This window comes from Delftia sp. CH05, from assembly GCF_009827015.1.
GTDB classification, from domain to species: Bacteria; Pseudomonadota; Gammaproteobacteria; order Burkholderiales; family Burkholderiaceae_C; genus Comamonas; species Comamonas tsuruhatensis.
The window spans coordinates 61,579-87,160 of record NZ_WUMG01000002.1 but is presented as its reverse complement, the minus strand read 5'-3'; the positions used below and the strand labels follow the sequence as shown (position 1 = coordinate 87,160).

The following is a 25,582-nucleotide window of genomic DNA, read 5'->3' as shown; positions in this document are numbered from 1 at the left end:
CAAGCCCCGGGCAGTGCCAGGCATGGCCGCGCAGTTGCAAACGGGCGGCGGACAGGGGCGGTCTTGAAAACCCCGGCCCTGCATCGCGGCCAGCGGCCTCGCCGCAGCCTGCCCATGTCGCATGCCATGCAGGGAGCCGGGAGATGAGCGAACTGTCCCACCAGACGGACTGGTCGCAGGCGATTGCAGGCCCCTCCGCGCGCCCGGCGGCTGCGCTCAGTCCCCCAGGCGTGCGCCATACCCTGGGCCTGATGCTCGTGCTGCTGACGGTGGCCCTGGCGGCCGCCGTCGTCTGGCTGCTCAGCGGCATGCGCACCACCGCGCAGGAAGAGGCATCGCTGCGCCTGGTGCGCTTTGTGCTCGGTACCGAGGCGGCCATCAGCCGCAGCCTTGAATCCCTGGACGCACTGGCCATGGGGGTGGATGAATGGCTGGGTTCGCGCGATCCCGCATCGGCCTCGCAGCCGCAACTGCAGGAGATGCTGCACGCCATGGAGCGGCAGAACACGCTGGCGCGCCGCGCCTCCGTGCACGACTCCAAGGGCCGCGAACTGGCGGCTTCTGGCGATGGCCCGGCCATTGATCTGCCGGCCCAGGCCTGGGAGCGCCTTGCGGCCCAAAGCCGCTCAGAATTGCTGGCCAGCCCGCCCTCCGTGGCGCCGCAGCCGCCGGGCGGCGAGCGCATGCTCTATCTGGTGCGCCCGCTGAGTCGTGCACAGCAGGGTGGCTATGTGCTGATGCAGGTGCCGGTGGCGGCGCTGGGCGCGGTGCTGGCCCAGGGCGGCGTGCTGGACGGACTGGAAGTCACGCTGGAGCAGGGCAGCGGCGAGCTGCTGCTGTCCATGCCCCCCTACGGCGAGGCCTCGGCTGCGCGGTTGCTGCCGGCGACATCGCAGCTGGCGTCCAGCGGCGTCATGCCCATGGCCGCACGCCTGAGCCGCGTGCCCGCCCTGGTGGCCGCGCATCCGCTGCCCAAGGGCAATCTGTGGGTCACGGCCAGCCTGCCCATGTCCTCCGTGCTGGCGGGCTGGCGTGTGGCGGCCTGGCTGATGGTGCTGGCCGTGATGATCTTCGGCGTGCTGCTGGCCATACTGGGCTGGACGGTCCACCGCTACATGGATCGCCTGCATGCCGCGCGCCGTCAGGCACAGCGCTCCGAGCAATGGCTGGACCAGGCGCTGGACAGCATGGTCAGCGGCTTTTTGCTGCTGGATTCACAGCAGCGCGTGCTGCGCTGGAATCGCTGCTACGAGGAGATGTTTCCATGGCATGCGGATCAGCTGGAGCCCGGCCGGCCCCTGCAATCCCTGCTGGATGCCAGCCCCAGCGCCGTGGGTCTGGTGGCGGCGCCGGAGCAGATCGATGAGGCGAAGGACCTGCACCGGCAACTGGTGCTGCGTCCTGGCGTCCCCATGGAGCAGCAACTGGCCAGCGGCCGTTTCGTGCAGATGACGGCGCGCCCGGCTGCCGAGGGCGGCGTGGTCATCACCTACAACGATGTCACCGATATCCGGCTGGCCACGGCCGAGATCGAAAGCCTGGCCTTCTACGATCCGCTGACCAGCCTGCCCAATCGCCGCCTGCTGCTGGACCGCCTGGCCCAGGCCACGGTGCTGGCTGCGCGCGAAGGCTGGACCGGGGCGCTGCTGTTCCTGGACCTGGACCAGTTCAAGATGCTCAACGACACGCTCGGCCATGAAGTGGGCGACCAACTGTTGCAGCAGGTGGCGCACCGGCTGCGCAGCGCCGTGCGCTCTTCGGACACGGTGGCGCGCCTGGGGGGCGATGAATTCGTGGTCATGCTCTGCGAGCTGTCGCACGAGCCTGCCGAGGCGGCCACGCTGGCCCAGCGCATTGGCGAGAAGATCCTGGCGCGGCTCAACCAGTCCTATGTGCTGGGTGCCCACCTGCACCGCAGCGCCTGCAGCATTGGCGCCACGCTGTTCGGCCGCCAGCCGCAGTCGGCGGCCGAGCTGCTCAAGCAGGCGGACATCGCCATGTACCAGATCAAGGCGCGCAACGGCAGCGGCCTGTGCTTCTTCGATCCGCAGATGCAGGTGGAGATCCACCAGCGCGTGCGCATGGAGGGCGACCTGCGCCAGGCCCTGGCGCAGTCCCAGTTCGAGCTGCACTACCAGCCCCAGTTCACGCTGGCAGGCGAGGTCATCGGTGCCGAAGCCCTGCTGCGCTGGCGCCACCCCGAGCGCGGCCTGGTGCCGCCCGGCATGTTCATCGCCGTGGCTGAGGAAAGCGAGATCATCGTGCCGCTGGGCATGTGGGTGGTGCGCACGGCCTGCGAGCAGCTGGCTGCCTGGCAAAAGGATGCGCGGCTGCGCCATCTGCAGGTGGCCGTGAATGTCAGTGCCCGCCAGTTCCGCCACCAGGACTTTGCCTCCCAGGTCATCGAGCAGGTGCGCAGCGCAGGCATCGCCCCCCATCTGCTCAAGCTGGAGCTGACCGAGTCGCTGGTGATCGAGAACGTGCAGGAGTCCATCGCCAAGATGAAGCAGCTGCGCAGCCATGGCGTGTGCTTTTCCATGGACGACTTCGGCACAGGCCATTCCTCGCTGACCTACCTCACCCAGCTGCCGCTGAACCAGCTCAAGATCGACCAGTCCTTCGTGCGCCACCTGGGCATGCGCCATACCGACGATGTGATCGTGCAGACCATCATCGGCATGGCTCGCAACCTCAACCTGGATGTGATCGCCGAAGGCGTGGAAACGCTGGAGCAGCGCGCCCTGCTGGCGCACTACGGCTGCGAGTACTTCCAGGGCTATCTGTTCAGCCCGCCCGTTCCCATCCGCGCGTTCGAACAGCTGCTGGCCAAGGTGCCCGTGCGCACCGCGGCACACGGCCTGCCCAAGGCTATCCCCGGCGCGAAGACACCATGATGCCGCCCACGATGAGTACGAACGCCAGGCCGTGGTACAGGCGCGGCGCTTCGCCCAGCAGCGCGATCGACAGCAGGGCGGTGAACAGCGGGATCAGATTGCCGAAAAAGCCCGCCACGGCCGGGCTGCTGCGCTGCACGCCCAGCCCCCAGAAACGGTAGGCCAGGATGGCCGGGCCCAGGGCGATGAACAGCAGTGCCCCGCCCAGAGGCCAGCCCCACTGAATGTGGAACTGGCCCATGGCCATCTCGCCGCCCGTGAACAGGCCGGACCAGACCAGGCCGAAGACCATCTGGGCCAGCAAAAAGCCTGCCCAGTCCGAGCGCAGCCGCTGCGGGACCTGCGCCTTGGACAGCAGCCAGGTGTAGAGGGCCCAGACCATGGTGGCCAGCACCATGAACAGATCGCCGGGCACGAGCTGCAGATGCAGCAGCAGCTCGGGATCTCCGCGCGACAACACCACGGCCACGCCCAGCATCGACAGCAGTGCGCCCAGCAGTTGGCGCCGGCTGACGGGAATGCCCCAGACGATGCGGCCCAGGGCCAGCATCCACACCGGCATGCTGGAGCTGACCAGGGTGACGTTCAGCGGCGTCGAGGTCTTGAGCGCCAGATACAGCAGCGCGTTGTAGCAGCCGATGCCCAGCAGGCCCAGCACGGCGAACTGCCGCCAGTGGCTCCAGGTGCCGCTGCTGCGGCCCAGTGCCCATCCTGCCAGCGGCACAAGCAGGACAAAGGCAATGGCCCAGCGCAGGAAGTTCAGCGCAAACGGCGAGATCAGGTCATGGACCAGGCGGCCCACGATGGCGTTGCCGGCCCACAGCAGGGGCGGCAGCGTCAGGATGGCGGCGGTGGACAGCTTCAGCGGCGGGCTCGTGTGGCTCATAGGCCCGCCACTATAGGTGCTGCGAACGCTCTTTGCCGGCCTTGCGCCAGTCCTGTGCGGGCCCGGTGCAGCGTCTTGCGCGTGGCCTCCCGAAACATGGCACGATGCCGCTCTTGTTGGTTTTTTGCAGGAGTGCATCCCATGGGTATTGCAGTGCAGATCCGCCACAACGGCGGCCCCGAAGTCCTGGAGCTGGTGCAGGTCGCCGTGGGCGAGCCCGGGCCGGGCCAGGTGCGCATACGCCACCATGCGGTGGGCCTGAACTTCATCGATGTCTACCAGCGTTCGGGCCTGTACTCGCTGCCCATGCCCTTGAGCCTGGGCATGGAGGGCGCAGGCGTGGTCGAGGCCGTGGGAGAGGGCGTGCAGCATCTGGGCGTGGGCGACCGCGTGGCCTATGCCAGCAATCCGCCGGGCAGCTACAGCGAAGTGCGTGTCATGCCCGCCATGTGCGTGTGCCGCCTGCCCGACGCCATCGCGTTCGAGACGGCTGCCGCCATGATGCTCAAGGGCCTGACGGCCCAGTACCTGCTCAAGAAATGCATTCCGGTGGAGGGCCTGGCACCGGGTGATGCCGTGCTGTTCCATGCGGCGGCCGGTGGCGTGGGCCTGATTGCCTGCCAATGGGCCAGGGCCATGGGCCTGCAGCTCATCGCCACGGCAGGCTCGGACGAGAAGTGCGCGCTGGCCCTGGCCAACGGCGCGGCCCATGCCATCAACTACCGCAGCGAGAACTTCGCCGAACGCGTGCAGGAAATCACGGGCGGCCAGGGCGTGAAGGTGGTCTACGACAGCGTGGGCAAGGACACCTGGGAAGGCTCGCTGGCCTGCCTGCGGCGCTTTGGGCTGATGGTCAGCTTCGGCAACGCATCCGGTCCCGTGGCGCCTTTCGCACCCGCCGTGCTGGCCGCCAAGTCGTTGTATGTGACGCGCCAGACCCTGTTCTCCCACATCACCAGCCGCGAGGCCACCCAGGCCATGGCCGATGATTTGTTCGCCGTGGTGGAAAGCGGTGCCGTGAAGATCCACATCGACCAGCGCTATCCGCTGGCCGAGGTGCGCCAGGCCCATCTGGACCTGGAGGCACGCAGGACCACGGGCTCCACCATCTTGCTGCCATGAACGGGGAAAAGAGCCCAGCCGACCCAGGCGTGCAGGCATGGCTGAACCGGGTGCGCGCCGCAACCCGCCAGCCTGCGCTGCAGCCGCGCCGGCCGCTTCAGGTGGCGGCAGAGGAAATCGGTTCGCTGGAAGATGGGCTGGCTGCGCAGTTGCCGGACGGGGTGATGCAGGCCCATGGCGTGGCGCTGCGGCAGCAGGCCGGCCACTGGCACCTGCAGGGCGAAGGTGATGCCACGGCCCTGCTCAACGCCCTGGCACGCGTGCTGCGAGCCTGCGGCCACAGCGGCCCCTGGCGCAATGAGCAACTGGCCGTGTGCAACGTGCAGGGTCAGCGCATTGGCACCGTGGAGCGTGGCGCCGTGCGTCCGCTGGGCATTGCCACCCTGGCCGTGCACCTGGTGGGCGAGACGGCCGACGGCCGCATCTGGGTGCAGCAGCGCGCCGACAGCAAGCCCACCAACCCCGGCATGTGGGACACGCTGATGGGCGGCATGGTGGCCGCGCACGATACCCTGGAACAAGCCGTGCAGCGTGAAACCTGGGAAGAGGCCGGCCTGCGCGTGGGCGAGCTGCAGGGCCTGCGCCATGGCGGCCACGTACTGTTCGAGCGCCCCAGCGACGAGGCCGAGGGCCGTGGCTTCATGCGCGAACGCATCGACTGGTTCAGCGCCACCGTGCCGGCTGCGCTGGAGCCCAGCAACCAGGATGGCGAGGTGCAGGCCTTTGCACTGATAGAGCGCGACCAGCTCGTGCAATGGCTGCTGCAGGACCGCTTCACGCCCGAGGCCGCCCAGGTGCTGGCGGCCTGGCTGGGCTGGTGAACGGGCAAGGCTTGCTGCGCCTCAGCGCGCCGCCTTGTCCAGCGCCGATTCCTTGAGCCGGCTGGGCGCCAGGGCGCCGGCCGATTCCAGGATGGGATAGGCCACAGAGCACAGCAGCGAGTTGATGCGCTTGAGGTCGCTGATGAGGTCGATGTGCAGCGAGCTGGTCTCTATGCTGGAGACGGTGTTGTCGGACAGGCGGGCCAGGTGGGTGGCCGAGTAGGCCAGTTCCAGATCGCGAAAGCGCGCCTTTTCCTCCAGCAGCTTCTGGGCTTCGCGCACATTGCCGTTGAGAAAGACGCTCATGGCCAGGCGCAGATTGTCCAGCAGGTGGTGCAGCAGCTCGCGGATCTCCTGCGTGCCGGCCTCGGAAAACTGGCGGCCCTTCTTGATCTTCTTGTCCTCGATGTCCAGCAGCACGCGCTCGATGATGTCCCCGATCTGCTCCATGTTGATGGTGAAGCTGATGATTTCGGTCCAGCGCTGGCCCTCGCGTTCGTCGAGTTCGGCGCGCGAGATCTTGGTCATGTAGTACTTGATGGCCGAGTACAGGTCGTCCACCGTGCCTTCGAGTTCGCGCAGCTCCTGGGACAGCTTGAGGTCGTCGGTCTCCAGCACGCGCTGCATGCCGATCAGCATGGACTCGACCATGTCGGCCTGGTGCAGGGCCTCGCGCGCGGCGCAGGAAATGGCCAGCGACGGCGTGCTCAGCGCCGAGGGGTCCAGGTGGCGGGGCCGCAGCAGGCTGGTGGAACTGGCCTCGGGCTTGGGCAGCAGGGCCGTCACCCAGCGCGCCACGGTCTGCGTCAGGCCGATGAAGCACAGGCTGTTGAAGATGTTGAAGGCCAGGTGGAACAGCACGATGTTCTGGCCCTTGCCGTCGATCAGCGGCATCACATAGGTGGCCCACAGCCCCAGGAAGGGCGCCACGATGGCCACGCCCATGATCTTGAACAGCATGTTGCCGATGGTGACCTGGCGCACTTCCACGCTGGACTTGGCCGTGGTCAGCACGGCCACCAGGCCGCTGCCGATGTTGGCGCCCAGCGTCAGGCCCAGCGCCACTTCCATGGGAATCGCGCCCGAGCTGGCCATGGCCGCGATCAGCAGCACGATGGCCAGGCTGGAATAGGCCATCACGGCCAGCAGCGCACCCAGCAGCAGCTCCATGAAGATGTCGCTGGTGACAGAGGCCAGCAGGGTGCGCACGGCGGGGGCTTCCAGCAGCGGCTCGGTGGCATCGACCACCAGGCGCAGGGCCAGCAGCATCACGCCCAGCCCGATGAGCACGCGGCCTATGCGCCCGGCCGTGGTGTCCTGGCGCGTGATGAACAGCACCACGCCGACAAAGATGAACAGCGGCGACAGCCAGGACAGGTCGGTGGAGAACAGCACGGCCATCAGCGCCGTGCCCACGTCGGCGCCGCGCATCACGGCCAGCGCGGCCGGCAGCGAGATCAGGCCCTGGCCCACGAAGGCCGAGGTCATCAGCGAGGTCGCCGTGCTCGACTGCACCAGCGCAGTCACGCCCAGGCCGGACAGCGCGGCCGAGAAGCGGTTGCTCATGCTGTGGGCGAGCAGGTTGCGCAGGTTGGCGCCGAACACCCGCAGCACGCCGGTGCGGACCATGTGCGTGCCCCAGACCAGCAGGGCGATGGCGGCCAGTAGATTGAGTAAGTGCTTCATGTGCTGTGAGCGGAGAAGCGGACCAATATAACCCCGGTCCCGGCTTGCGCGCAGGAGAGTCGGCCGCATGAGCGCACAGTTTGGTGCGAAATAAGGAAAATTGTAGAAATAAAACGAATCGAAAAGAATTTCGGTTGACCCAAAACGCACTCAGGAAAACCCGAGGAAAACCCGCCGGCATGCAGCCGGTGGTCCCCTCAATGAAAAAGCCCCTCGCAAGAGGGGCTGGCGGCGGCGGCTCCGGTTGCGGCAGGGATCAGGCGCCCTTGGCCCGCCGTGCGCGCAGCACCTCGTCCAGGATCAGCAGGGCCGCGCCCACGCTGATGGCGATGTCGGCCGCATTGAAGGCCGGAAAGTGCGAACGGCCCCAGTAGAAGTCCAGGAAGTCCACCACGTAGCCGTGCTGCAGGCGGTCCACCACGTTGCCGATGGCACCGCCCAGGATGCTGGCCAGCGAGAAGCAAAACAGCTTCTGCCCCGGATGCTTGCGCAACTGCCAGACGATGAGCAGCGTGGCCGCCGCGCCGATGCCCACGAACAGCCAGCGCTGCCAGCCACCGGCTCCAGCCAGAAACGAGAAGGCAGCCCCCGTGTTGTGGGCCCGCACGATGTTGAAAAAGCCCGTGATCGGCGTCCAGTCGCCCAGCTGGTAGGCATCAAGGATCCACTGCTTGGTGAGCTGGTCGATGGCGATGATCGCCAGCGACCAGGCCAGCCAGGGCCAGATGCGGCGGCTGCGGGATTCGGGGACTGCGGCAAAGCTAGGGGTCATGGCAGCGCCTCGGTGGGATTACGCCTTGCGGCGCTCTTCGCCGGCACCGTGCAGGTTGCTGTCGCAACGGCCGCACAGGCTGGGGTGCTCGGGATTGATGCCCACGTCGGCACGGTAGTGCCAGCAGCGGTCGCACTTGGCATGGCTGCTGGGTGCGACGGCGGCCTGCAGCGTCTCGCCCGCCAGGGCCTCGGCGGCCGAGGTGATGAAGACGAACTTCAGGTCGTCGCCCAGGCTTTGCAGCAGGGCCAGGTCTTCGGGCTGCGCCGAGACACGGACTTCGGCCTGCAGCGAGGAGCCGACCCGGCCTTCGGCGCGCACGGCCTCGATGTCCTTGTTCACCACGTCGCGGATCTCGCGCAGGCGGGCCCACTTGGCCAGCAGGGCCTCGTCGCCGGCCGGCAGGTCGGTGTAGGTCTCCAGGAAGATGGACTCGCTGTCGCCGAAGACCTTCCAGGCCTCTTCGGCCGTGAAGGACAGGAAGGGCGCCATCCAGCGCAGCATGGCGTGCGTGATCTGGTGCAGCGCGGTCTGGGCGCTGCGGCGGGCCAGGCTCTTGGGCGCGCTGGTGTACAGGCGGTCCTTGAGCACGTCCAGGTAGAAGCCGCCCAGGTCTTCCGAGCAGAACAGCTGCAGCTTGGCCACCACGGGGTGGAATTCATAGACCTTGTAGTGGGCCAGCACCTCGGCCTGGAACTGGGCCGCGCGGGCCAGGGCCCAGCGGTCGATTTCCAGCAGCTCTTCGGTGGCAACCGAGTCTTTCGCCGCGTCGAAGTCGCTGACGTTGGCCAGCAGGAAGCGCAGCGTGTTGCGGATGCGGCGGTAGGCGTCCACCACGCGGGCCAGGATCTTGTCGTCGATGCCCAGGTCGCCCGAGTAGTCGGTCGAGGCCACCCACAGGCGGATGATCTCGGCGCCCATCTTGTTGCTCACGTCCTGCGGGGCGACGGTGTTGCCCAGCGACTTGGACATCTTCTTGCCCTGGCCGTCCACGGTGAAGCCGTGGGTCAGCAGGCCGCGGTAGGGCGCGCGCCCGAAGATGGCCGAGGCCAGCAGCAGCGACGAATGGAACCAGCCGCGGTGCTGGTCATGGCCTTCCAGGTAAAGGTCGGCCTCGGGGCCCTGGTCGTGGTGCATGTCGGCGTGCGTGCCGCGCATCACATGCCAGAAGGTGGAGCCGGAGTCGAACCAGACTTCGAGGATGTCGGTGCTCTTGGTGTAGTGCACGGCTTCCTCGGCGCCCAGGATGTCCTCGGCCGTCACGCGGCTCCAGGCCTCGATGCCGCCTTGCTCGACCATGGCGGCGGCCTGGTCGATGATCTCCATGGTGCGCGAATGCAGTTCGCCGCTGTCCTTGTGCAGGAAGAAGGGCAGGGGCACGCCCCAGCTGCGCTGGCGCGAGATGCACCAGTCGGGCCGGCCGGCGATCATGTCCCGCAGGCGGGTCTTGCCGTTCTCCGGGTAGAACTGGGTGTGCTCGATGGCTTCCAGCGCGATCTGGCGCAGCGTCTGCGCGGGCTTGTCACCGGGCTTGGTGAACACGCCCTCGCCCTCATCCATGCGGATGAACCACTGGGCGGCGGCGCGGTAGATCACCGGCGTCTTGTGGCGCCAGCAGTGCGGGTAGCTGTGGGTGATGGTCGTGGTATCCAGCAGGCGGTCGCCCAGCTTGAGCGCATCGATGATGACGGGGACGGCCTTCCAGATGTGCTGGCCGCCGAACAGCGGCAGCTCGGGTGCGTAGACGCCGTTGCCCTGCACGGGGCTCAGGATGTCATCGCGCGTCATGCCGTTGTTCATGCAGCTGTTGAAGTCGTCCACGCCGTAGGCGGGGGCCGAGTGCACGATGCCGGTGCCGTCATCGGCCGTGGCGTAGTCGGCCAGGAACACGGGCGAGACGCGGTCAAAGCCCTTGTCCACGTGGGCCAGCGGGTGCTTGAACTGCAGGTGGTCCAGCTTCCTTCCCACGGCGGTGGCAAGGACCTGGCCTTCGAGCTTCCAGCGTGCCAGGCATTTGTCGACCAGGGCGGAGGCCACGATCAGCAGGCCGCGCTCGGTATCCACCAGGCTGTATTCCAGCTCGGGGTTGACGTTGAGCGCCTGGTTGGCGGGGATGGTCCAGGCCGTCGTCGTCCAGATGACGATGAAGGCGGGCTTGGCCAGCGAGGTCAGCCCGAAGGCGGCCGCCAGCCTGTCGGGCTCGGCCGTGGGGAACATCACGTCCAGCGTCTGGCTTTGCTTGTCGGCGTACTCGATCTCGAACTCGGCCAGCGAGGAGCCGCAGTCAAAGCACCAGTACACCGGCTTGAGGCCGCGGTAGACGAAGCCGCGCTCCATGACGCGCTTCAAGGCGCGCAGCTCGGCGGCCTCGTTGGCGTAGTTCATGGTCTTGTAGGGATGGTCCCAGTCGCCGAGCACGCCCAGGCGCTTGAAGTCCACCATCTGCTGGGCGATCTGCTCGGTGGCGAATGCACGGCTCTTGGCCTGCATCTCGTCGCGCGGCAGATTGCGGCCATGCAGCTTTTCGATGGCGTTCTCGATGGGCAGGCCGTGGCAGTCCCAGCCCGGCACGTACATGGCGTCGAAGCCCTCGAGCTGGCGGCTCTTGACGATCATGTCCTTGAGCGCCTTGTTCACCGCATGGCCGATGTGGATCTTGCCGTTGGCGTAGGGCGGGCCGTCGTGCAGGATGAACTTGGGCGCACCGTGGCGCGCATCGCGCAGCTTCTTGTAGATGCCCTTGTCCTCCCATTCCTGGACCCAGCCCGGCTCGCGCTTGGGCAGATCGCCGCGCATGGGGAAGGGCGTGTCGGGCATGTTCAGCGTGGCGCGATAGCCCGCATTGGCGTTGGGAGAGACTTTCGAATCAGACATGGAGAACCTTGAAAGCAGGCCAGAGCCCGGACCGTCTGGTCCAGGCACGGGGAAAAGGGGAGGAAGCCTGGTGCGCACCCGCGCCCGGGCAGGTGACGGAGATCGTCAAATTCGGTCGCGCGTGGTCTGGCGACGGGTCTCGGTGTAGATGGGTGTGTGGATGGTGGCGAAGAACGCGCGCGCGTCATCGCAGTCCTTGGCGATGCCGGCGGTGAGGGCGTCGAGACTGTCGTACTTCAGCTCGTCGTGCAGTTTGTGCAGAAGTTCCACGCGGATGATTTTACCGTAGGCCTCTTCGCCACCCGGCGCGCCGGGCCAATCGAGGCAGTGGGTTTCCAGCAGGACGCGCCCGCCGTTGACATCCGTCGGGTCCAGGGAAGGGCGCACACCGAGGTTGGCCACGCCGCGCAGAGGACGCTCATGCAGTCCGTGGACCAGTACCGCGAAGATGCCGCTGGCCGCGGGCTTCCAATGGTTGAAGCGCAGGTTCAGCGTTCGAAAGCCGTCGCCCGCGCCCTGGCGGCTTTCGGCCAGGCTGCGGCCCAGCTTGCGCCCGTGGACCACATGGCCGGAGATGGTGTAGGGATGACCCAGCAGCCGCGCCGCATCCTGCATGCGCCCCTCGGCCAGGGCGCAGCGCACATGGGTGCTGGACACGCGCAGGCCATGCACTTCGTAGCTGTTCATGCGGGCTACGTCAAAGCCCTGGCGCTGGCCTGCCGCGTCCAGCATGGCGTAGTCGCCCGCGCGCTGGGCGCCGAAGCGGAAATCGTCGCCGACCAGCACGTATTTCGCGCCCAGGCCGGCCACCAGCACCTCATCGATGAAGGCCTGGGGCGCCTGGCTGGCCAGCGCCCGGTTGAAGGGCAGCACCACGGTCTGGACCACGCCGCAGCGCTGCAGCTCCGACAGCTTGTCGCGCAGCGTGCCTATGCGCGCCGGCGCGATCTCTGGCCGGCCCAGGGCCTGGGCGAAGTAGTCGCGCGGATGGGGCTCGAAGGTCAGCACGCAGGTGGGCACGCCACGCTGGGCAGCTTCAGCCGACAGCAGGGCCAGCATGGCCTGGTGACCCCGGTGAACACCATCGAAATTGCCGATGGTGACGGCGCAGGCCGGTTCTCGCCCTGGATGGTTGAAGCCTCGAAAAATCTTCATGGGACGCTTTGTTTTCAATAGCGGCTGGCACGCGCGCAGCCAGCGCAGGCTGTCAATCCGACACGGAAACAGAGTATATTGCCTCGATAAGGCCTGCCTTGCAGGCCCTGTGCACTGGCTGCATTCCCGTTCACCTTGGTGTCAGAGGAGGCGTGTCGTGAAGGTCTTGAAGCTGTCGGCCCAAGGGCTGCCCCAATCCTGGATTACGCTGGAGCAGGCGGCGCTGCATTACGCGGCGGACGATGTGCGCTGGGAGTCCGGCGGGGAAGTCGCCTGTTTCCGCGGTGGCCACAATGCCGTCACGGGCTGCCAGTCGGTCATCCACATCAACAGCATCATCGGCACGCGCGGTGCGCCCTCCATCAACCCGCACAGCCTGCAGCCGGGCCTGACCAACGGCAAGCTGTTCGCACGCGACCGCTGCATCTGTGCCTACTGCGGCCGGGTCTTCCACGAAAACGACCTCACGCGCGAACACATCGTGCCCATCTCCGCAGGCGGCGGCCATCACTGGATGAATCTGGTGACTGCCTGCCGTTCCTGCAACCACCGCAAGGGCGCCCGCACGCCTGAACAGGCGCGCATGCCCCTGCTCTACACGCCCTATGTACCCAGCCTCTGGGAAGACTTCATCCTGCGCAACCGGCGGATTCTGGCGGACCAGATGGAGTTTCTGATCGCCCATGTGCCCAAGTCGTCACGGCTGCTGGTGTAGCTCCGTATTTCCGATGGCTCCAAGTGGCCTTGGCATACAGTGATGAAGTTATGTCGGACAAAGCGATTTCCTCGCGGTGAGGTCTGCAAGTCGTATCACTGGTCTGCCTTGCGTTCATGCCGGCTTGTTCGCGGTGATCAGAAAGCCCTGTACAGGTGTTCCTGCTTCCATGCGCAGCACCAGTTCCTGTTTACTGGGGTCGAGGCCCGCCTGCCTGCACAGCTCTTCTACGTGGCTGAGCTTGTGGGCATAGCGGTGCGAGTCTTGAAGCAGCAGATCTGGCCCGTCTTCTGGCGCAGCCTCGCAGGAGAAGATAAATGAGCCGCCTGCCTTGAGGATGCGGGCTGCATTGGGTATCACGGGCTGGAGGTCGCCCACATAAATCAATACGTCGAGACTAGTGAGAACCTCATATTGCTCTGCCGGGGTGTCGCGCAGTGCTTTTAGCAAGTCGACATGATGGAACCGATCGTAGACATTGTGCTGGGCAGCCTGCTCTAGCATTGCAAGAGAGCTGTCCACACCGATCAGATAGCCTTTCATTGGACCGAGACAGGCACCAAGCAGGCCTGTACCGCAGCCCAGATCCAGCAGATTGAAGTCTTTGTCCGGGCGCTGTTCTATCAATTGATCTGCCACCAGCTTCGGCAACTGATATTGGAGGCGGCGGACCAGATGCTGGTCGAACTGCCCAGCCATCTTGTTGAACATGGATTGGTGAACTTCCACCGGTTGGCTGGAAGGCACTTCTCCTCTGGCCAGAGTGGCGTAGTAGTCCAGGGTGGGATCCTCGGGAAATTTTTCCCGCAGCACAAGAATGTCGGGCATGGCTGCCGCAGGCTCGCCGCGGGCCGCGCATGCCTTGATGCGGCCATATCGAAGTTCTGCCTCGTCGGGCCTCTCTATCACCAGTGCGTCCCATAGTATTGTTGCTTCTGCGTGCTGTTGCGTGAGGCTGAGGTCCACTGCGAGATAGCGGCGCAGGACAGGATCTCCAGGATACAACTCCAGACCTCGCCGCAGGTGGTGGATGGCCATATCCAAGTTGCCCACAGCATGTGCAAGATCCACGACAGCGGCCAGGACCTGCGGGTTTCTGGGCTCGATGCGCGCGACTTTTTCCGCCAATTCAATGGCTCGGTCCGTCTCACCGCTGCGTGCGCTGTACATCGCATACTCCAGCATGCCGGGTCCCCACATCGGGGCCATTTCCAGGCAGCGCTGAAACGACTCTTCGGCTTTGGCGGGATTGTTTGCCTTGTCGGCCAACAGTCCTCCCAGCATGAAAACACGGGCGTCATGAGGCGCTTGCCGATGAGCTTTGTTCAGGGTCTGTGCAGCCTTCTTCAGGTTGCCCTGCATGATCTGTTGGCGGGCCATTTCCAAGAGCTTGCGGTTTATGTCTGCGGGGATGGAGATAGCACTCATGACGAAAGGGTGTGTGTATGACCGGAGAGGGGCAGGACAGGCGCTGCAACATGCGTAGTTGCTGTGCCAGCAGATAACTCTCGATTATCGCGGATTCTTCATCCGCCCCTATGCCAGGTTGGGTTACACAAGGGGTGCTGTCCTGTATGAGGTGCTCGATAGCGTGAGCGTGAAGCTCGTGCCGCCCTCCGGTGAAGGTGCCGCCTGTATGTCGCCGCCATGCAGTCGCGCAATGCGTCGGGCGACCCACAGGCCCAGGCCGAAGCCGCGGGCTTGGTCGGAGCGGTGGCCGCGCTCGAAGCGCTCGAAGATGCGCAGCGCCAGCTCGGGCGCCAGGCCTGGGCCCTGGTCGCTGACGGTGAGTTCCAGCTGACCACGGTCGTCGGTGCGCGCGCGCACGGTGATTTCTCCGGCCTTGGCGTACTTCACGGCGTTGTCCACGAGGTTGGACAGTGCGATGCGGATGAGCGTGGAGTCGCACTCCCAGATGGCGGGCGCCTGCGCGCTGTCCAGGCGCAGACGGTGGCGGCGAGACCAGTGCACGAGCTGCGCGGCATCATCGACCAGCTCCATGACAGGAGCGCGGTGCAACTGCAGCCTGAAGGCGGGAGCGTCCAGGCGGTCGCTGATCAGGCAGTTGTCCACCAGGGCCGTGAGGCGTCTGCAGGCGCGCCGGATCTGGGCGGCGCGTTCGAGCTGGGAGTCGATGTCGGGGGAGGGAAAGGAAAGTTGCTCGGTGGCGGCACTGTCCACCACGGCCAGCGGCGTGCGGAACTCATGGTTGACCATGTTGAAGAACTGCCGCTGCTCCAGTCGCAGCGTGCGTTCGCTGTGCAGCGCCGCCTGCAGCGCGTTCTGCGCTCGCAGCAGCTCGGCCGTGCGCAGCCGCACGCGCTCTTCCAGCGCATGCTCGGATTTGGCCAGGGATTCGAGCAGTTGTGCCTGGCGCGCCATGGAGTCCCGGAATTTCTGGATCAGGCCGGCGCCGACGGCCACGGTGATCACGATGTTGACCAGCAAGGTGTTGAGCTGCCAGAAAACGCTGGTCTCTATGGTGGGCAGGCTGGCAAGGCCCACATAGGCTGCCGTCACATACAGCCCCATGAGCCCGTACATGGTGCTGGGAACGACCATCAGCACATGCACCAGGCTGGCACGATCGCGCAGCAGATTGCTCCATGCGACCACCGCAAACAGCGCGCTGATGGCCCAGGGCGCGCCGACCCCTATCCAGGCCCAGTCCTGGTAGCGGCCGAGCGGGATGCTTGGCAGGCACAGCAACGGGATGATTCCCAGGGCGAGCAGGGCCCGGTCCATGCGCCGCCAGCGTGTGTCGCGGGTCAGCAGCTCGCGCATCTGCCAGGCCAGGGCGGCGGGAAGCATCAGGGTGCCAAGGCTGACGCACAGATGGCCCCAGTGCGCCAGATGGTCGGGCAGCCAGATCTGCAGGTAGCCCCGGTCGCTGGCGCCATGGATCAGTACGGCGATGGCTGCCACGGCCATGGCGGCCAGTTTGCGCAACCGCAAGGCCAGGGCTGCCCCGATGATCAGCAGGGCCAGCATGAGGTTGATGCCCTGGTGGATGCCCGATGCCCATTCCACGGCCGAGAACTGCGTCATCAGACCGCTGCTGCGCCAGATCGTGGCGTCCAGCTGCATGGGGCTTGAGGTCTGCACGCGCAGGATGAAGGGCTGGTCCGTGTACAGCGGAAACACGAGCTGGCGCACATGGACCCGTGGTTCGCCGGTTGCCGTATCGCCGCTGCTGCGCATGCGCCAGGCACCGTCCATGTACTGGTACAGCGCGACCTGGTCCAGGTAGCTGGGCAGGATCTCCAGCCACAGAGGGTCCTGCTCGGGGTCGATCTTCCCGGCCGCGATATAGGGAGCCTGCACCTTGAGCCAATACACATCGCGCGTGTAGCCCTTGTTCAGCGGTGTGTCCAGCGCGGTGAAGTCCGTATCGGGCAGTGCTGCCACCTGGTCGATGGTGAGGCTGCCCTGCGCATCGACAAGCGCCAGCATGGGCAGGTCCGTGCCCAGCTGCAGGCGCTTGGCTGGAAGGGACTGCCAGGCCGGACTGAGGATGAAGCAGACCACCAGCACCAGCGAAAACACCAGCCAGCCCGGCAGCGCCAGACGGTTCAGGACACGCAGCAGGTTCAGGATACGCATGGCGAGGCGGGCTGTGTTGCAGCTGTGGCAAGGCCGCTGTCTTCGGGAATGCTGCAGGGCAGCGTCAGCGTGAAGCAGGTGCCTCCGCCCGCAGCTGGCGTGACCTGCACATCGCCGCCATGCATCTGGGCCACGCGCCGGGCCACCCACAGGCCCAGGCCGAAGCCTCGGGTCTGGTCCGAGCGCTCTCCGCGCTCGTGCAGCTCGAAGATGCGCTGCGCCAGCTCGGGCGCCAGGCCAGGGCCCTCGTCGCTGACGGTGAGCTCCAGCCGGCCCTGCCCGTCCAGGCGGGCACACACGGCGATTTCGCCGGCCTGGGCGTATTTCACGGCGTTGTCCACGAGGTTGGACAGGGCGATGCGCACCAGCGTGGGATCGCACTGCCAGGAGGCGGGGATGCCGGCAGTCTCCAGTCTCAGATGATGGCGGCGCGACCAGTGCACGAGCTGTACGGCATCGTCGATCAGGTCCGTCACCGGAACCCGGTCGAGCTGCAGCCGGAACGCAGGCGCGTCCAGGCGGTCGCTGACCAGGCAGTTGTCCACCAGGGCCGTGAGGCGCCTGCAGGCACGCCGGATCTGGGCGGCCCGCTCCAGCTGGGAGTCGATGTCGGTGGACGGAAAGGTCAACTGCTCCGTGGCCGCGCTGTCCACCACGGCCAGCGGCGTGCGGAATTCATGGTTGACCATGTTGAAGAACTGGCGCTGCTCCAGCCGCAGGGTGCGTTCGCCGTGCAGCGCGGCCTGCAGCGCGTTCTGTGCATGCAGCAGCTCGGCCGTGCGTGTGCGTACCCGGCCTTCGAGCGCGTGCTCGGAACGGGCCAGTGAATCCACCAGTTGCGCCTGCCTGTCCATGGAGTTCTGGAATTTCTCGACCAGGCTGGCGCCCACGGCAATGATGATGAGGATGTACAGCAGCAGCGATTCCAGTTGCCAGTACATGCCGGCTTCGATGTCGGAGGACACCAGCCCCGTGAACGCTGCAGCCACGTGGATGCCCATGACCGCATGCAGCGTGTAGGGAATCAGCACCAGCAGGTTGACGATGCTGGGGCCCTGGCGGAGCAGGTTCTTCCAGGCCACCAGAGCGCTCAGCATGCTGGCCATCCAGGGGACGCTGACTCCTAGCCAGGCCCATTGCGTGTAGTGCCCCATGGGAATGCTGAGCAAGGCCAGCAGGGGCGCCAAGGTCAGCAGCACCAGCATGCGGTCGATGCGGCGCCAGATCGTGCCGCGCGTCAAGGTCTCGCGTGCCTGCCAGGCAAAGGCGGCAGGCAGCAGGAAGACGCCCACGCTCACCCAGATATCCGCATGCGGCGCCCAGGGCTCGGGCAGCCACAGCTGGGCATAGCCGCGCACATTGGCGTTGTGGGTCAGAACCACGAACGCCAGCAGCGTCATGGCCATCAGGCTGCGCATGCGAAGGGCCAGGGCTGCGCCGGCGATCAGCAAGGTCAGCACCAGGTTCACGCCCTGGTGCACCCCCGAGGCCCACTCCACGCTGGACAGCCAGGCCATCAGCCCCGTGCTGCGCCAGACCGTGGCGTACAGCTGCATGGCGCTGCTGGTCTCGATGCGCAGCACAAAGGGCTGGCCGGCGCGCAGTGGAAACACCAGCTGGCGCACATGGATGCGCTGGGCCATGGGCACCGTGTCACCGCTTTCGCGTGCCTGCCACAGGCCATTCGCCTGCTGGTAGAGCGTGACCCTGTCCAGATAGGTGGGCGTGATCTCCAGCCACAGCGGATCATTGCCGGCCAGCGCACTGGCGGGTGCGAGGGCAGGCATGGCAACCCTCACCCAGTAAGCCTGGCGGGTATAGCCCTCGTTCAGAGGCGTGCGCCGGGTTTCGAAGGCATCATCGGGCAGGGCCGCGACCTGTTCAATGGTCATGCTGCGGCCCGCATCGGCAAGCACCTGCATCGGCAGGTCCTTGCCCAGACGCAGTCCCTTGTCAGGGGGAGACATGGTTGCCGGGCTCAGCACGAAAAATGCGAGCAGCCCGAGCGATACCGTGATCCATGCAATAAAAGTAAATTTTTGTGTGTTTCTCTGAACTGTGAGCATTCGAGAGTGTTCGTGCATGGCGGCGGACGTTCACCCCAATGAAAATCCGCGCACCAATAGGCAAACATCATGCAGCAGACACTAGAGCCATCGATCGAGTTCACCGTCGCCGTCGTAGAGGACGACGAGGATATTCGTATCAATGTGTGTCGATTTTTAACAAAGTCTGGCCTGCATGCCTGGGGCACGGATTCTGCAGAAGACTTCTACATAAAGCTACTGCGCGAAAAGGCAGATCTGGTCGTCGTCGACCTGGGTCTGCCCGGCGAGGACGGGCTGAGCCTGGTCAAGCGCCTGGCCGAGCAGGAGATCCCCGTGGTGGTGCTCACGGCACGCGGCGATCTGGACAGCCGCATTGCCGGCCTCAATGCCGGCGCGCTGCAGTACTTCGTCAAGCCCACCGACATGAACGAGCTGGTGGCCGGCATCCGCTCCCAGCTTCGCCGCAACACCGGTCAGCCGGGCAGGGCGTCCGCCCCATTCCTGACCTGGCGCCTTGACCCCCTGTCGGCCTGCATGGTCGCACCCAACCACCAGATCATTGCCCTGACCAGCCGCGAGCTGGAATTGCTCGGCTGCCTGATGGCAACCCCTGGGACCATGGTGTCCAAGCAGACCCTGATCGAGGCCATGGGCTATGCCGATGTGGATGACGGTTTTCATCGCATTGAATCGCAGTTGACGCGGCTTCGCCGCAAGACCCTGGATATCTCCGGGCTGGCCCTGCCGGTGAGGGCCGTGTTCGGTCGAGGGCTGGTGTTCGTGCCTTAGGCGCCTTTTTCTTCTCCATTTCAGCTTTTTGAACCGCTGCCGTCCGGGCATGCGGAAGGGATTCGTTCGCCCATTTTTTTGCTGCAAAAGCGCGTGCGCGTGATTGGGCGGCTTGGTGCTGGCGGCGTGCGCAGGCGGGCGGCGTGGGCCGTCGGAGTTTTCAACCGTGATCAAACACACATGAAGAGAGGAATGGTATGGCGAGACAGAGTTTGCATATCCGGCCCACAGGGCCGCGCATGAAGGCCTGGAGGCAGGCCAGAAGTCTGGTTGCAGCCGGCACCCTGGCAATGGTGGGTGCAGTTGCGCAGGCGGCATTTCTGAATGGGGACTTCGAGGCAGGGGACCTGACTGGCTGGACCCCCCAGGCCTGGACCAACAATGGCACCCAGGCCAATCCGAAGCGCTTGAGCGAGTTGCGCCTGCAGCCACCTGGCACCAAGTCCCATCTGGTCGAAATCGCCAGCGGCTCGGAAGGCGCTGCAGACGAAGTCCTGTTCCGGGGTGACGCCGGCCAGTCCGCCCTCAAACTGACTTTGGCAGGCTCCCACTCTGCCCGCATCAACCTCAAGGCGAACAGCGCCACCCCAGCCAGCAACGTGATACCTCGGTCCAGCAAGGTCACGGGGGGACTCGCCGGCTGGACCCAGCAGGTCAATACGGCAAGTTCCATCACCCAGGAAGTGACGCTGACTGCAGATGACATCGACCAGGACGGCAAGATCCACATCCGATTTGTCGCGGCGCCCGTGCTTGAGTACGCCAGCAATCACGGAGGCGAGGATCGCCCCTACTTTGCCATCTCGCTGGTCAAGACCTATGACGCCCAGACCTCCACGGATCTGACGGGCTCACCCCAGGAGTTGTTCTTCAAATACCACTACGGCGGCGAGCCGGGAGCACCCTGGAAGACCTTTACCGACAAGGGCGGTGCCATCCAGAACTACACCGACCCCCAGGCCTACGATGTCGCTCCTGGCAATGCCTACCTGCGGGTAGGCGACAAGGTCAGGCTGCAGGCCGTGGCCTCGGCCTGCAGTGCCGGTGGCCACGCAGGCCATCTGTACGTTGACAACTTCGGCACGACCCTGCCCAAGACCCTGTGGATCAGCGCGTCCGGGCCTGTCAGCGCGCCCAAGGCGGACGGCACGGAGATCACCTACACCTACACCTATACGAACAACGGCAGCACCCCGGTGAACAACGTGAAGGTCACGCCCGCCATGCCCGTGGGCACGGATGCGGGCATCAGTCCGACCACGTTCGTGTCGCTGGCCGGCGACGGCGGCGCTTGCACGGCCCCGGCCGTGGGCAGTTCAGACCCTGCCCAGTGCGACTTTGGGACCCTGGCTCCCGGGCAGTCGGGCACGTTCACGATGACCGTGAAGGTTCCTGCGGGCACGCCGTCAGACCAGATCAACAACGGTAACTACACCATCGGAGGCGACCTGACCTCGACCCTGCTCGGTGCCATGGTGCAGACCCAATTGCTGGCTCCCGCGGCGAGCAGCGACATGGTGCCTGAGGTCTCCGGACTCCCGCCCACCGCCGTGGTCGGCGTGCCCTACACCGGCAGCTTCTCCTGCAAGAACGATGGTGCAGCCAGCGCAGGCCAGGCCATCTGCGATGCCTCCGGTCTGCCCCCTGGCGTGACGGCAGGCCAATGCACGATAGACGGCACGGCCTGGATGCAGCCCGCCGTGGTGCCTGCGGGCAAGACGGTGGTCTGCCAGGTCTCCGGCACACCGACGGGTCCAGGCGGCAGCTCGACGGTCACGGTGACCACGGGCGGCGACAACGACCTGACCCCGGGCAACAACACGGCCACATCGAACATCACGGTCACCACAGTGCCGGACATGCAGGTCAATCTGAGCGGACTGCCCTCCACCTCGCCGCTGAACATTCCCTATAGCGGCAGCTTCACCTGCAGCAACCAGGGCCTGGCCAACGCCGTGAGCGGCACCTCCTGCGCCGTCACCGGCCTGCCGGCTGGCGTGACGCAAGGCGCATGCTCCATCAGCCCCGGCAATGCCGCGTGGGTGGCGGGCAATGCGGTGCCGGTGGGAGCCACGGTCACCTGCCAGGTGAGCGGTACGCCCACGGCCGCAGGTTCGTCCACGGTCACGGGCACCACGGGCGCAACGGATGATTCGAATGCGGCAAACAACACCGCGACCATGAATGTGTCCACCGTTGCAGTGCCCGACATGGGCGTCGATCTGAGCGGTCTGCCGACCGCGTTCACTGCCGGCACGCCCTACAGCGGCAGTTTTGTCTGCAAGAACCAGGGCTCGGCCGATGCATCGGCAGGGACCTCGTGCGCAGTCACGGGACTGCCGCCTGGCGTCAGCCAGGGCGCTTGCCGCATCAGCCCCTCCAATGCAGCCTGGTCCGCAGGGGATGCCGTGCCTGCGGGCGCCAGCGTGACCTGCACGGTCAGCGGAACGCCCAGCTCCGTGGGGGCGGTGGCACTGACGGGCAGCACCGGTGCGACCGGAGATGCCAACCCGGCCAACAACACGGCTTCCCGCGCGGTGGCCGTGGCCGTATCGCCCGCCTCCATCCCCACCCTCTCCGAATGGGGCCTGATCCTGATGTCCGTCTTGATGGGCATCATGGGCTGGGGCATGGTGCGCCGCCGCCGCTTCAACGCGCTGTGACCGGCAACCGGTCGTGACGCAGGGCGCCCTTCGGGGCGCTTTTTTTTGGTTCGGAGCATGGCCGCAGCCCATTGACATGCTCAATATGTGATCGAATAAGGGTTTATACCTAGCATTCGCCCCATGATCGTCCGTGATCGCCCCGCCGGCCTCAGGCTGTTTCTGATTTTGCGGGGCTCGGTGCTCCAGCGCATCCAGGTCACGCTGCTCGTGAACATCGTGTTTGCCGCCATCATCACCCTGGTGCATGGCAATCTCTTCGACGTGAAGATCACGGTGACGCCCATCCCTTTCACGCTGATCGGCCTGCCGCTGGCCATCTTCCTGGGCTTTCGCAACAACACCGCCTATGACCGCTACTGGGAAGGCCGCAAGCTCTGGGGCGAGATGGTGATCTGCGCGCGCACGCTGGCGCGCCAGTGCCAGAGCCTGATTGCGCTGGACACGGTGCCCGATCCCCGGCGCCGCGACAGCGACGTGCGCGTGCGCATGGTGCACCGGGCTGTTGCCTTCGCGCATTCGCTGCGGTCCCAGCTGCGGGGCCTGCACGACGATGCCGAAGCCGGCCGCTGGCTCGTGGACAGGGAATGGCGCCAAATCCAGGCCCTGCCGCTGGAGCAGCGCTGCGACGCACTGATGATGTCCATGGGGCATGACTTGGCGCAGTGTGTGCGCCGTGGCGAGATGGAGCCCTGCCTGGCCGCGTCCATGGACAAGACCTTCACACGCATGACGGCCGCTGCCGCCTCGTGCGAGCGCATACGCAACACGCCCATGCCGTTCTCCTATGCGCTGCTGCTGCACCGTACGGCCTATATGTACTGCTTTCTGCTGCCGTTCGGCCTGGTGGACACGACCGGGTTCATGACGCCCTTTGTCGTGGCCATCGTGGCCTACACCTTCTATGGGCTCGACGCCCTTGGCGATGAACTCGAAGAGCCCTTTGGCCTGGAGAGCAACGACCTGCCGCTGGACACCATCTGCCGCTCCATCGAGATCAGCCTGGGCCGCACGCTGGGCGAGACGGATCTGCCCGCGCCGCTCAGGCCCGAGGGCTACAGGCTGACCTGAGGCGGCGGGCAAGCATGGGAAAAAGCAAAGGCCCATGAAAAGCCCATGAAAAAGCCCCGCAGTTTCCTGCGGGGCCTGGTGGTCTGAAGCGGGACCCGAGGCTCAGGCAAACACGCCGGCCGTGTCCTGCATCTTCCCGGACACGATGCCCAGATGGTGCAGCGTGTCCCCACCCGTCATCTCCATCTGCGTCAGGCGCTTGAAGTAGTGGCTGCCTGCGTACTCGTCGGTCACGCCGATGCCGCCGTGCAGCTGCACCGACTGCTGGCCCACATAGCGCAGCGACTGGCCCAGCTGGACCTTGGCGCGCGCGATGGCCACGTGGCGCTCCGCCTCGGGCGTGTTCATCTTGAGGCTGGCGTAGTAGCTCATGGAGCGGGCCAGCTCCAGCTGCATCTTCATGTCCGCCACGCGGTGGCGCAGGGCCTGGAAGCTGGCGATCACCGTGTTGAACTGCTTGCGCTGGTTCATGTACTCGGTGGTGAGCTTCAGTGTCTGCTCCATGGCGCCCACGCCTTCGGCGCACAGGGCGGCGTTGGCCACGTCCTGGGCCAGCGTCAGGGCGGCCAGGCCATCGGTCGTCACCAGCGTGGCGGGGGCCGCCTGGCAGCGCAGCTCGGCGGCGCGGCTGCCATCCTGGGTCCGGTAGCCCTGGGTGCTGACGCCGCTGGCGCTGCGTTCCACCAGGAAGAGGGCGATCTTGCCGTCCAGCTGGGCCGGCATCAGGAAGGCATCGGCCGCGTCGCCTGCGGGCACCACGCTCTTGGTGGCATCCACCGTGTAGCCGCTGCCGCTCTTGCCGGCCGTGGCCGCGCAGACGTCGAGCCGGTAACGGGCCTGGCGCTCCTGGTGTGCCAGCACGACCAGGGCCTCGCCGCTGGCCACGCGCGGCAGCCACTGGCCGGCCACGGTGGCGTCGGCATGCTGGCCGAGCACGCTGGATGCCACGAAGGCCTGTGCCAGCGGCTCCATCACCAGGCCGCGGCCCAGCTCTTCCATCACCACCATCACGTCGGTGGCGCCCTGGCCCAGGCCGCCGTGCTCCTCGGGCACGGTCAGTGCCGTCAGGCCCAGTTCGGCCAGCTCGCCCCAGGCCTCGCGCGAGAAGCCGCCCGCCTCGACGATGGAGCGGCGGCGCTCGAAGGTGTAGCCCTTGTCCACCCAGCGGCGCACCGCGTCGCGCAGTTGCTGCTGGTCATCCGAAAAATCAAAGTCCATTTTCTGTCTCCCGAAGCTGATCGAAGCGCGTCCGGCGCACTTCTGGGGTCAGCGAAACTCCAGCCAAAATCAGCCCAGCACCGTCTGAGCGACGATGTTTCTCTGGACCTCGTTGGAGCCGCCGTAGATCGTCGTCTTGCGCATGTTGAAATAGGTCGATGCCAGCGGCGCGTTGTCCGCCACGCCGCCGGGGAAGTCGCCCTGCCAGCCGGCTTCCATGGCTTCTTCGATGAAGGGCAGGCTGAAGGGGCCTGCGGCCAGCATCATCAGCTCGGAGTAGCGCTGCTGGATTTCACTGCCCTTGATCTTGAGCAGGCCGGCGATGTCCAGCGGGTTCTTGCCCGATTTCTCGGCCGACAGCACGCGCAGCACCAGCATCTCCAGCGCCACGACGTCGACTTCGAGCTTGGCGATCTCGTCGCGGAAACGCTGGTCCTCATAGACGCCTTCGGCCTTGGCGATGCGCTTGAGGCGTTCCAGCTCGCGCTTGGCGCGGTTCACGTCGGCGATGTTGGTACGCTCGTGGCTGAGCAGGTGCTTGGCGTAGGTCCAGCCCTTGTTCTCCTCGCCGATCAGGTTCTCGGCCGGCACTTCCACATTGTCGAAGAAGACCTCGTTGACCTCACACTCGCCGTCCAGCAGCTTGATCGGGCGCACGGTCACGCCAGGGCTCTTCATGTCCACCAGCAGGAAGCTGATGCCGGTCTGGGGCTTGCCCTCGTTGCTGGTGCGCACCAGGCAGAAGATCCATTCGCCGTACTGGCCCAGCGTGGTCCAGGTCTTCTGGCCGTTGACGATGTACTTGTCGCCCACGCGCTCGGCGCGGGTCTTGACGCTGGCCAGGTCCGAGCCCGAGCCCGGCTCCGAGTAGCCCTGGCTCCACCACACTTCGCCGCTGGCAATGCCGGGCAGAAAGCGCTGCTGCTGCTCGGGCGTGCCGTAGGCCATGATCACGGGCGCCACCATCACGGGGCCGAAGGGAATGATGCGCGGCGCGCAGGCCAGGGCACATTCCTCCTCGAACAGGTGCTTTTGCACGGCGTTCCAGCCGGGTCCGCCGAACTGCTTGGGCCAGCCGTAGCCCAGCCAGCCTTTCTTGCCAAGAATCTTGGCCCAGTTCTGCAGGTCGTCGCGCGTCAGGCGCAGCGAATGGCGCACCTTGTGCGCGATGTCCTGGGGCAGGTTGGCCCGCACCCAGGCGCGGACTTCCTCGCGAAAGGACTGTTCTTCAGGGGTAAATGCCAGGTCCATGGACTGTGTCTCCT

The 25,582-nt window shown here is 66.0% G+C and carries 17 protein-coding genes; 7 read left to right on the top strand and 10 right to left on the bottom strand.

Going from position 1 to position 25,582, the window contains the following annotated elements; translation table 11 throughout:
• Positions 1–143: 143 nt before the first annotated feature.
• Complete coding sequence (locus GRX31_RS02220) at positions 144–2,894, top strand: bifunctional diguanylate cyclase/phosphodiesterase (protein ID WP_046984437.1); 2,751 nt, start codon at positions 144–146, stop codon at positions 2,892–2,894.
• Here the strand turns inward: GRX31_RS02220 and GRX31_RS02215 are convergent.
• A complete protein-coding gene (locus GRX31_RS02215; protein ID WP_016445740.1) occupies positions 2,869–3,780 on the bottom strand; it encodes a DMT family transporter in 912 nt (303 codons plus the stop codon). The genes GRX31_RS02220 and GRX31_RS02215 overlap by 26 nt on opposite strands.
• Before the next feature lie 141 nt (positions 3,781–3,921).
• Here GRX31_RS02215 and GRX31_RS02210 point away from each other — a divergent pair, with 141 nt between their 5' ends.
• Positions 3,922–4,902, top strand: coding sequence for a quinone oxidoreductase family protein (locus tag GRX31_RS02210; RefSeq protein WP_016445741.1), 981 nt, complete (start codon positions 3,922–3,924; stop codon positions 4,900–4,902).
• Positions 4,899–5,723 (top strand): NUDIX hydrolase, encoded by an 825-nt coding sequence (locus GRX31_RS02205; protein WP_016445742.1) that lies wholly within the window; start codon positions 4,899–4,901, stop codon positions 5,721–5,723. The genes GRX31_RS02210 and GRX31_RS02205 overlap by 4 nt, the downstream gene beginning before the upstream one ends.
• A 21-nt stretch (positions 5,724–5,744) precedes the next feature.
• Here GRX31_RS02205 and GRX31_RS02200 read toward each other — a convergent pair whose 3' ends face one another.
• From GRX31_RS02200 to GRX31_RS02185, 4 genes are all read right to left on the bottom strand, one after another.
• The gene (locus GRX31_RS02200; protein WP_016445743.1) at positions 5,745–7,409 is read right to left on the bottom strand and encodes a Na/Pi cotransporter family protein; all 1,665 of its coding nucleotides are present in this window, start codon (positions 7,407–7,409) and stop codon (positions 5,745–5,747) included.
• Positions 7,410–7,665: 256 nt separating this feature from the next.
• A complete protein-coding gene (lspA, locus tag GRX31_RS02195) occupies positions 7,666–8,181 on the bottom strand; it encodes a signal peptidase II (RefSeq protein ID WP_016445744.1) in 516 nt (171 codons plus the stop codon).
• An 18-nt stretch (positions 8,182–8,199) separates the two neighbouring features.
• Positions 8,200–11,055 carry an isoleucine--tRNA ligase gene (gene ileS, locus GRX31_RS02190; RefSeq protein ID WP_160851313.1) on the bottom strand — a complete coding sequence of 952 codons (2,856 nt, stop codon included), beginning with the start codon at positions 11,053–11,055 and terminating at the stop codon, positions 8,200–8,202.
• A gap of 105 nt (positions 11,056–11,160) precedes the next feature.
• Positions 11,161–12,210 (bottom strand): bifunctional riboflavin kinase/FAD synthetase, encoded by a 1,050-nt coding sequence (locus GRX31_RS02185; protein ID WP_160851311.1) that lies wholly within the window; start codon positions 12,208–12,210, stop codon positions 11,161–11,163.
• A gap of 157 nt (positions 12,211–12,367) precedes the next feature.
• On the opposite strand from GRX31_RS02185, the gene GRX31_RS02180 reads away from it, so the two are divergent.
• Entirely contained in the window at positions 12,368–12,925 is a 558-nt protein-coding gene (locus GRX31_RS02180) for an HNH endonuclease (protein ID WP_160851308.1), read from the top strand.
• A 114-nt stretch (positions 12,926–13,039) separates the two neighbouring features.
• Here GRX31_RS02180 and GRX31_RS02175 read toward each other — a convergent pair whose 3' ends face one another.
• The 3 genes from GRX31_RS02175 to GRX31_RS02165 form a co-directional block, all read right to left on the bottom strand.
• The gene (locus tag GRX31_RS02175; RefSeq protein WP_160851306.1) at positions 13,040–14,353 is read right to left on the bottom strand and encodes a methyltransferase; all 1,314 of its coding nucleotides are present in this window, start codon (positions 14,351–14,353) and stop codon (positions 13,040–13,042) included.
• A 123-nt stretch (positions 14,354–14,476) separates the two neighbouring features.
• The gene (locus GRX31_RS02170; protein WP_160851304.1) at positions 14,477–16,528 is read right to left on the bottom strand and encodes a sensor histidine kinase; all 2,052 of its coding nucleotides are present in this window, start codon (positions 16,526–16,528) and stop codon (positions 14,477–14,479) included.
• On the bottom strand, positions 16,516–18,495 hold the full coding sequence (locus GRX31_RS02165; protein WP_160851302.1) for a sensor histidine kinase: 1,980 nt from the start codon (positions 18,493–18,495) through the stop codon (positions 16,516–16,518). Before GRX31_RS02165 ends, GRX31_RS02170 begins: the two co-directional genes overlap by 13 nt.
• A gap of 168 nt (positions 18,496–18,663) precedes the next feature.
• On the opposite strand from GRX31_RS02165, the gene GRX31_RS02160 reads away from it, so the two are divergent.
• The 3 genes from GRX31_RS02160 (at position 18,664) to GRX31_RS02150 (ending at position 23,099) form a co-directional block, all read left to right on the top strand.
• Entirely contained in the window at positions 18,664–19,365 is a 702-nt protein-coding gene (locus GRX31_RS02160) for a response regulator transcription factor (protein ID WP_016445751.1), read from the top strand.
• Positions 19,366–19,772: 407 nt separating this feature from the next.
• On the top strand, positions 19,773–22,028 hold the full coding sequence (locus GRX31_RS02155) for an IPTL-CTERM sorting domain-containing protein (RefSeq protein WP_237426601.1): 2,256 nt from the start codon (positions 19,773–19,775) through the stop codon (positions 22,026–22,028).
• A gap of 123 nt (positions 22,029–22,151) precedes the next feature.
• On the top strand, positions 22,152–23,099 hold the full coding sequence (locus GRX31_RS02150; protein ID WP_016445753.1) for a bestrophin family protein: 948 nt from the start codon (positions 22,152–22,154) through the stop codon (positions 23,097–23,099).
• Positions 23,100–23,201: 102 nt separating this feature from the next.
• On the opposite strand, the gene GRX31_RS02145 is transcribed toward GRX31_RS02150, so the two are convergent.
• Positions 23,202–24,317, bottom strand: coding sequence for an acyl-CoA dehydrogenase family protein (locus GRX31_RS02145; RefSeq protein ID WP_160851298.1), 1,116 nt, complete (start codon positions 24,315–24,317; stop codon positions 23,202–23,204).
• 69 nt (positions 24,318–24,386) lie between these two features.
• The gene (locus GRX31_RS02140) at positions 24,387–25,568 is read right to left on the bottom strand and encodes an acyl-CoA dehydrogenase family protein (protein WP_017405188.1); all 1,182 of its coding nucleotides are present in this window, start codon (positions 25,566–25,568) and stop codon (positions 24,387–24,389) included.
• Between the last annotated feature and the right edge of the window lie 14 nt (positions 25,569–25,582).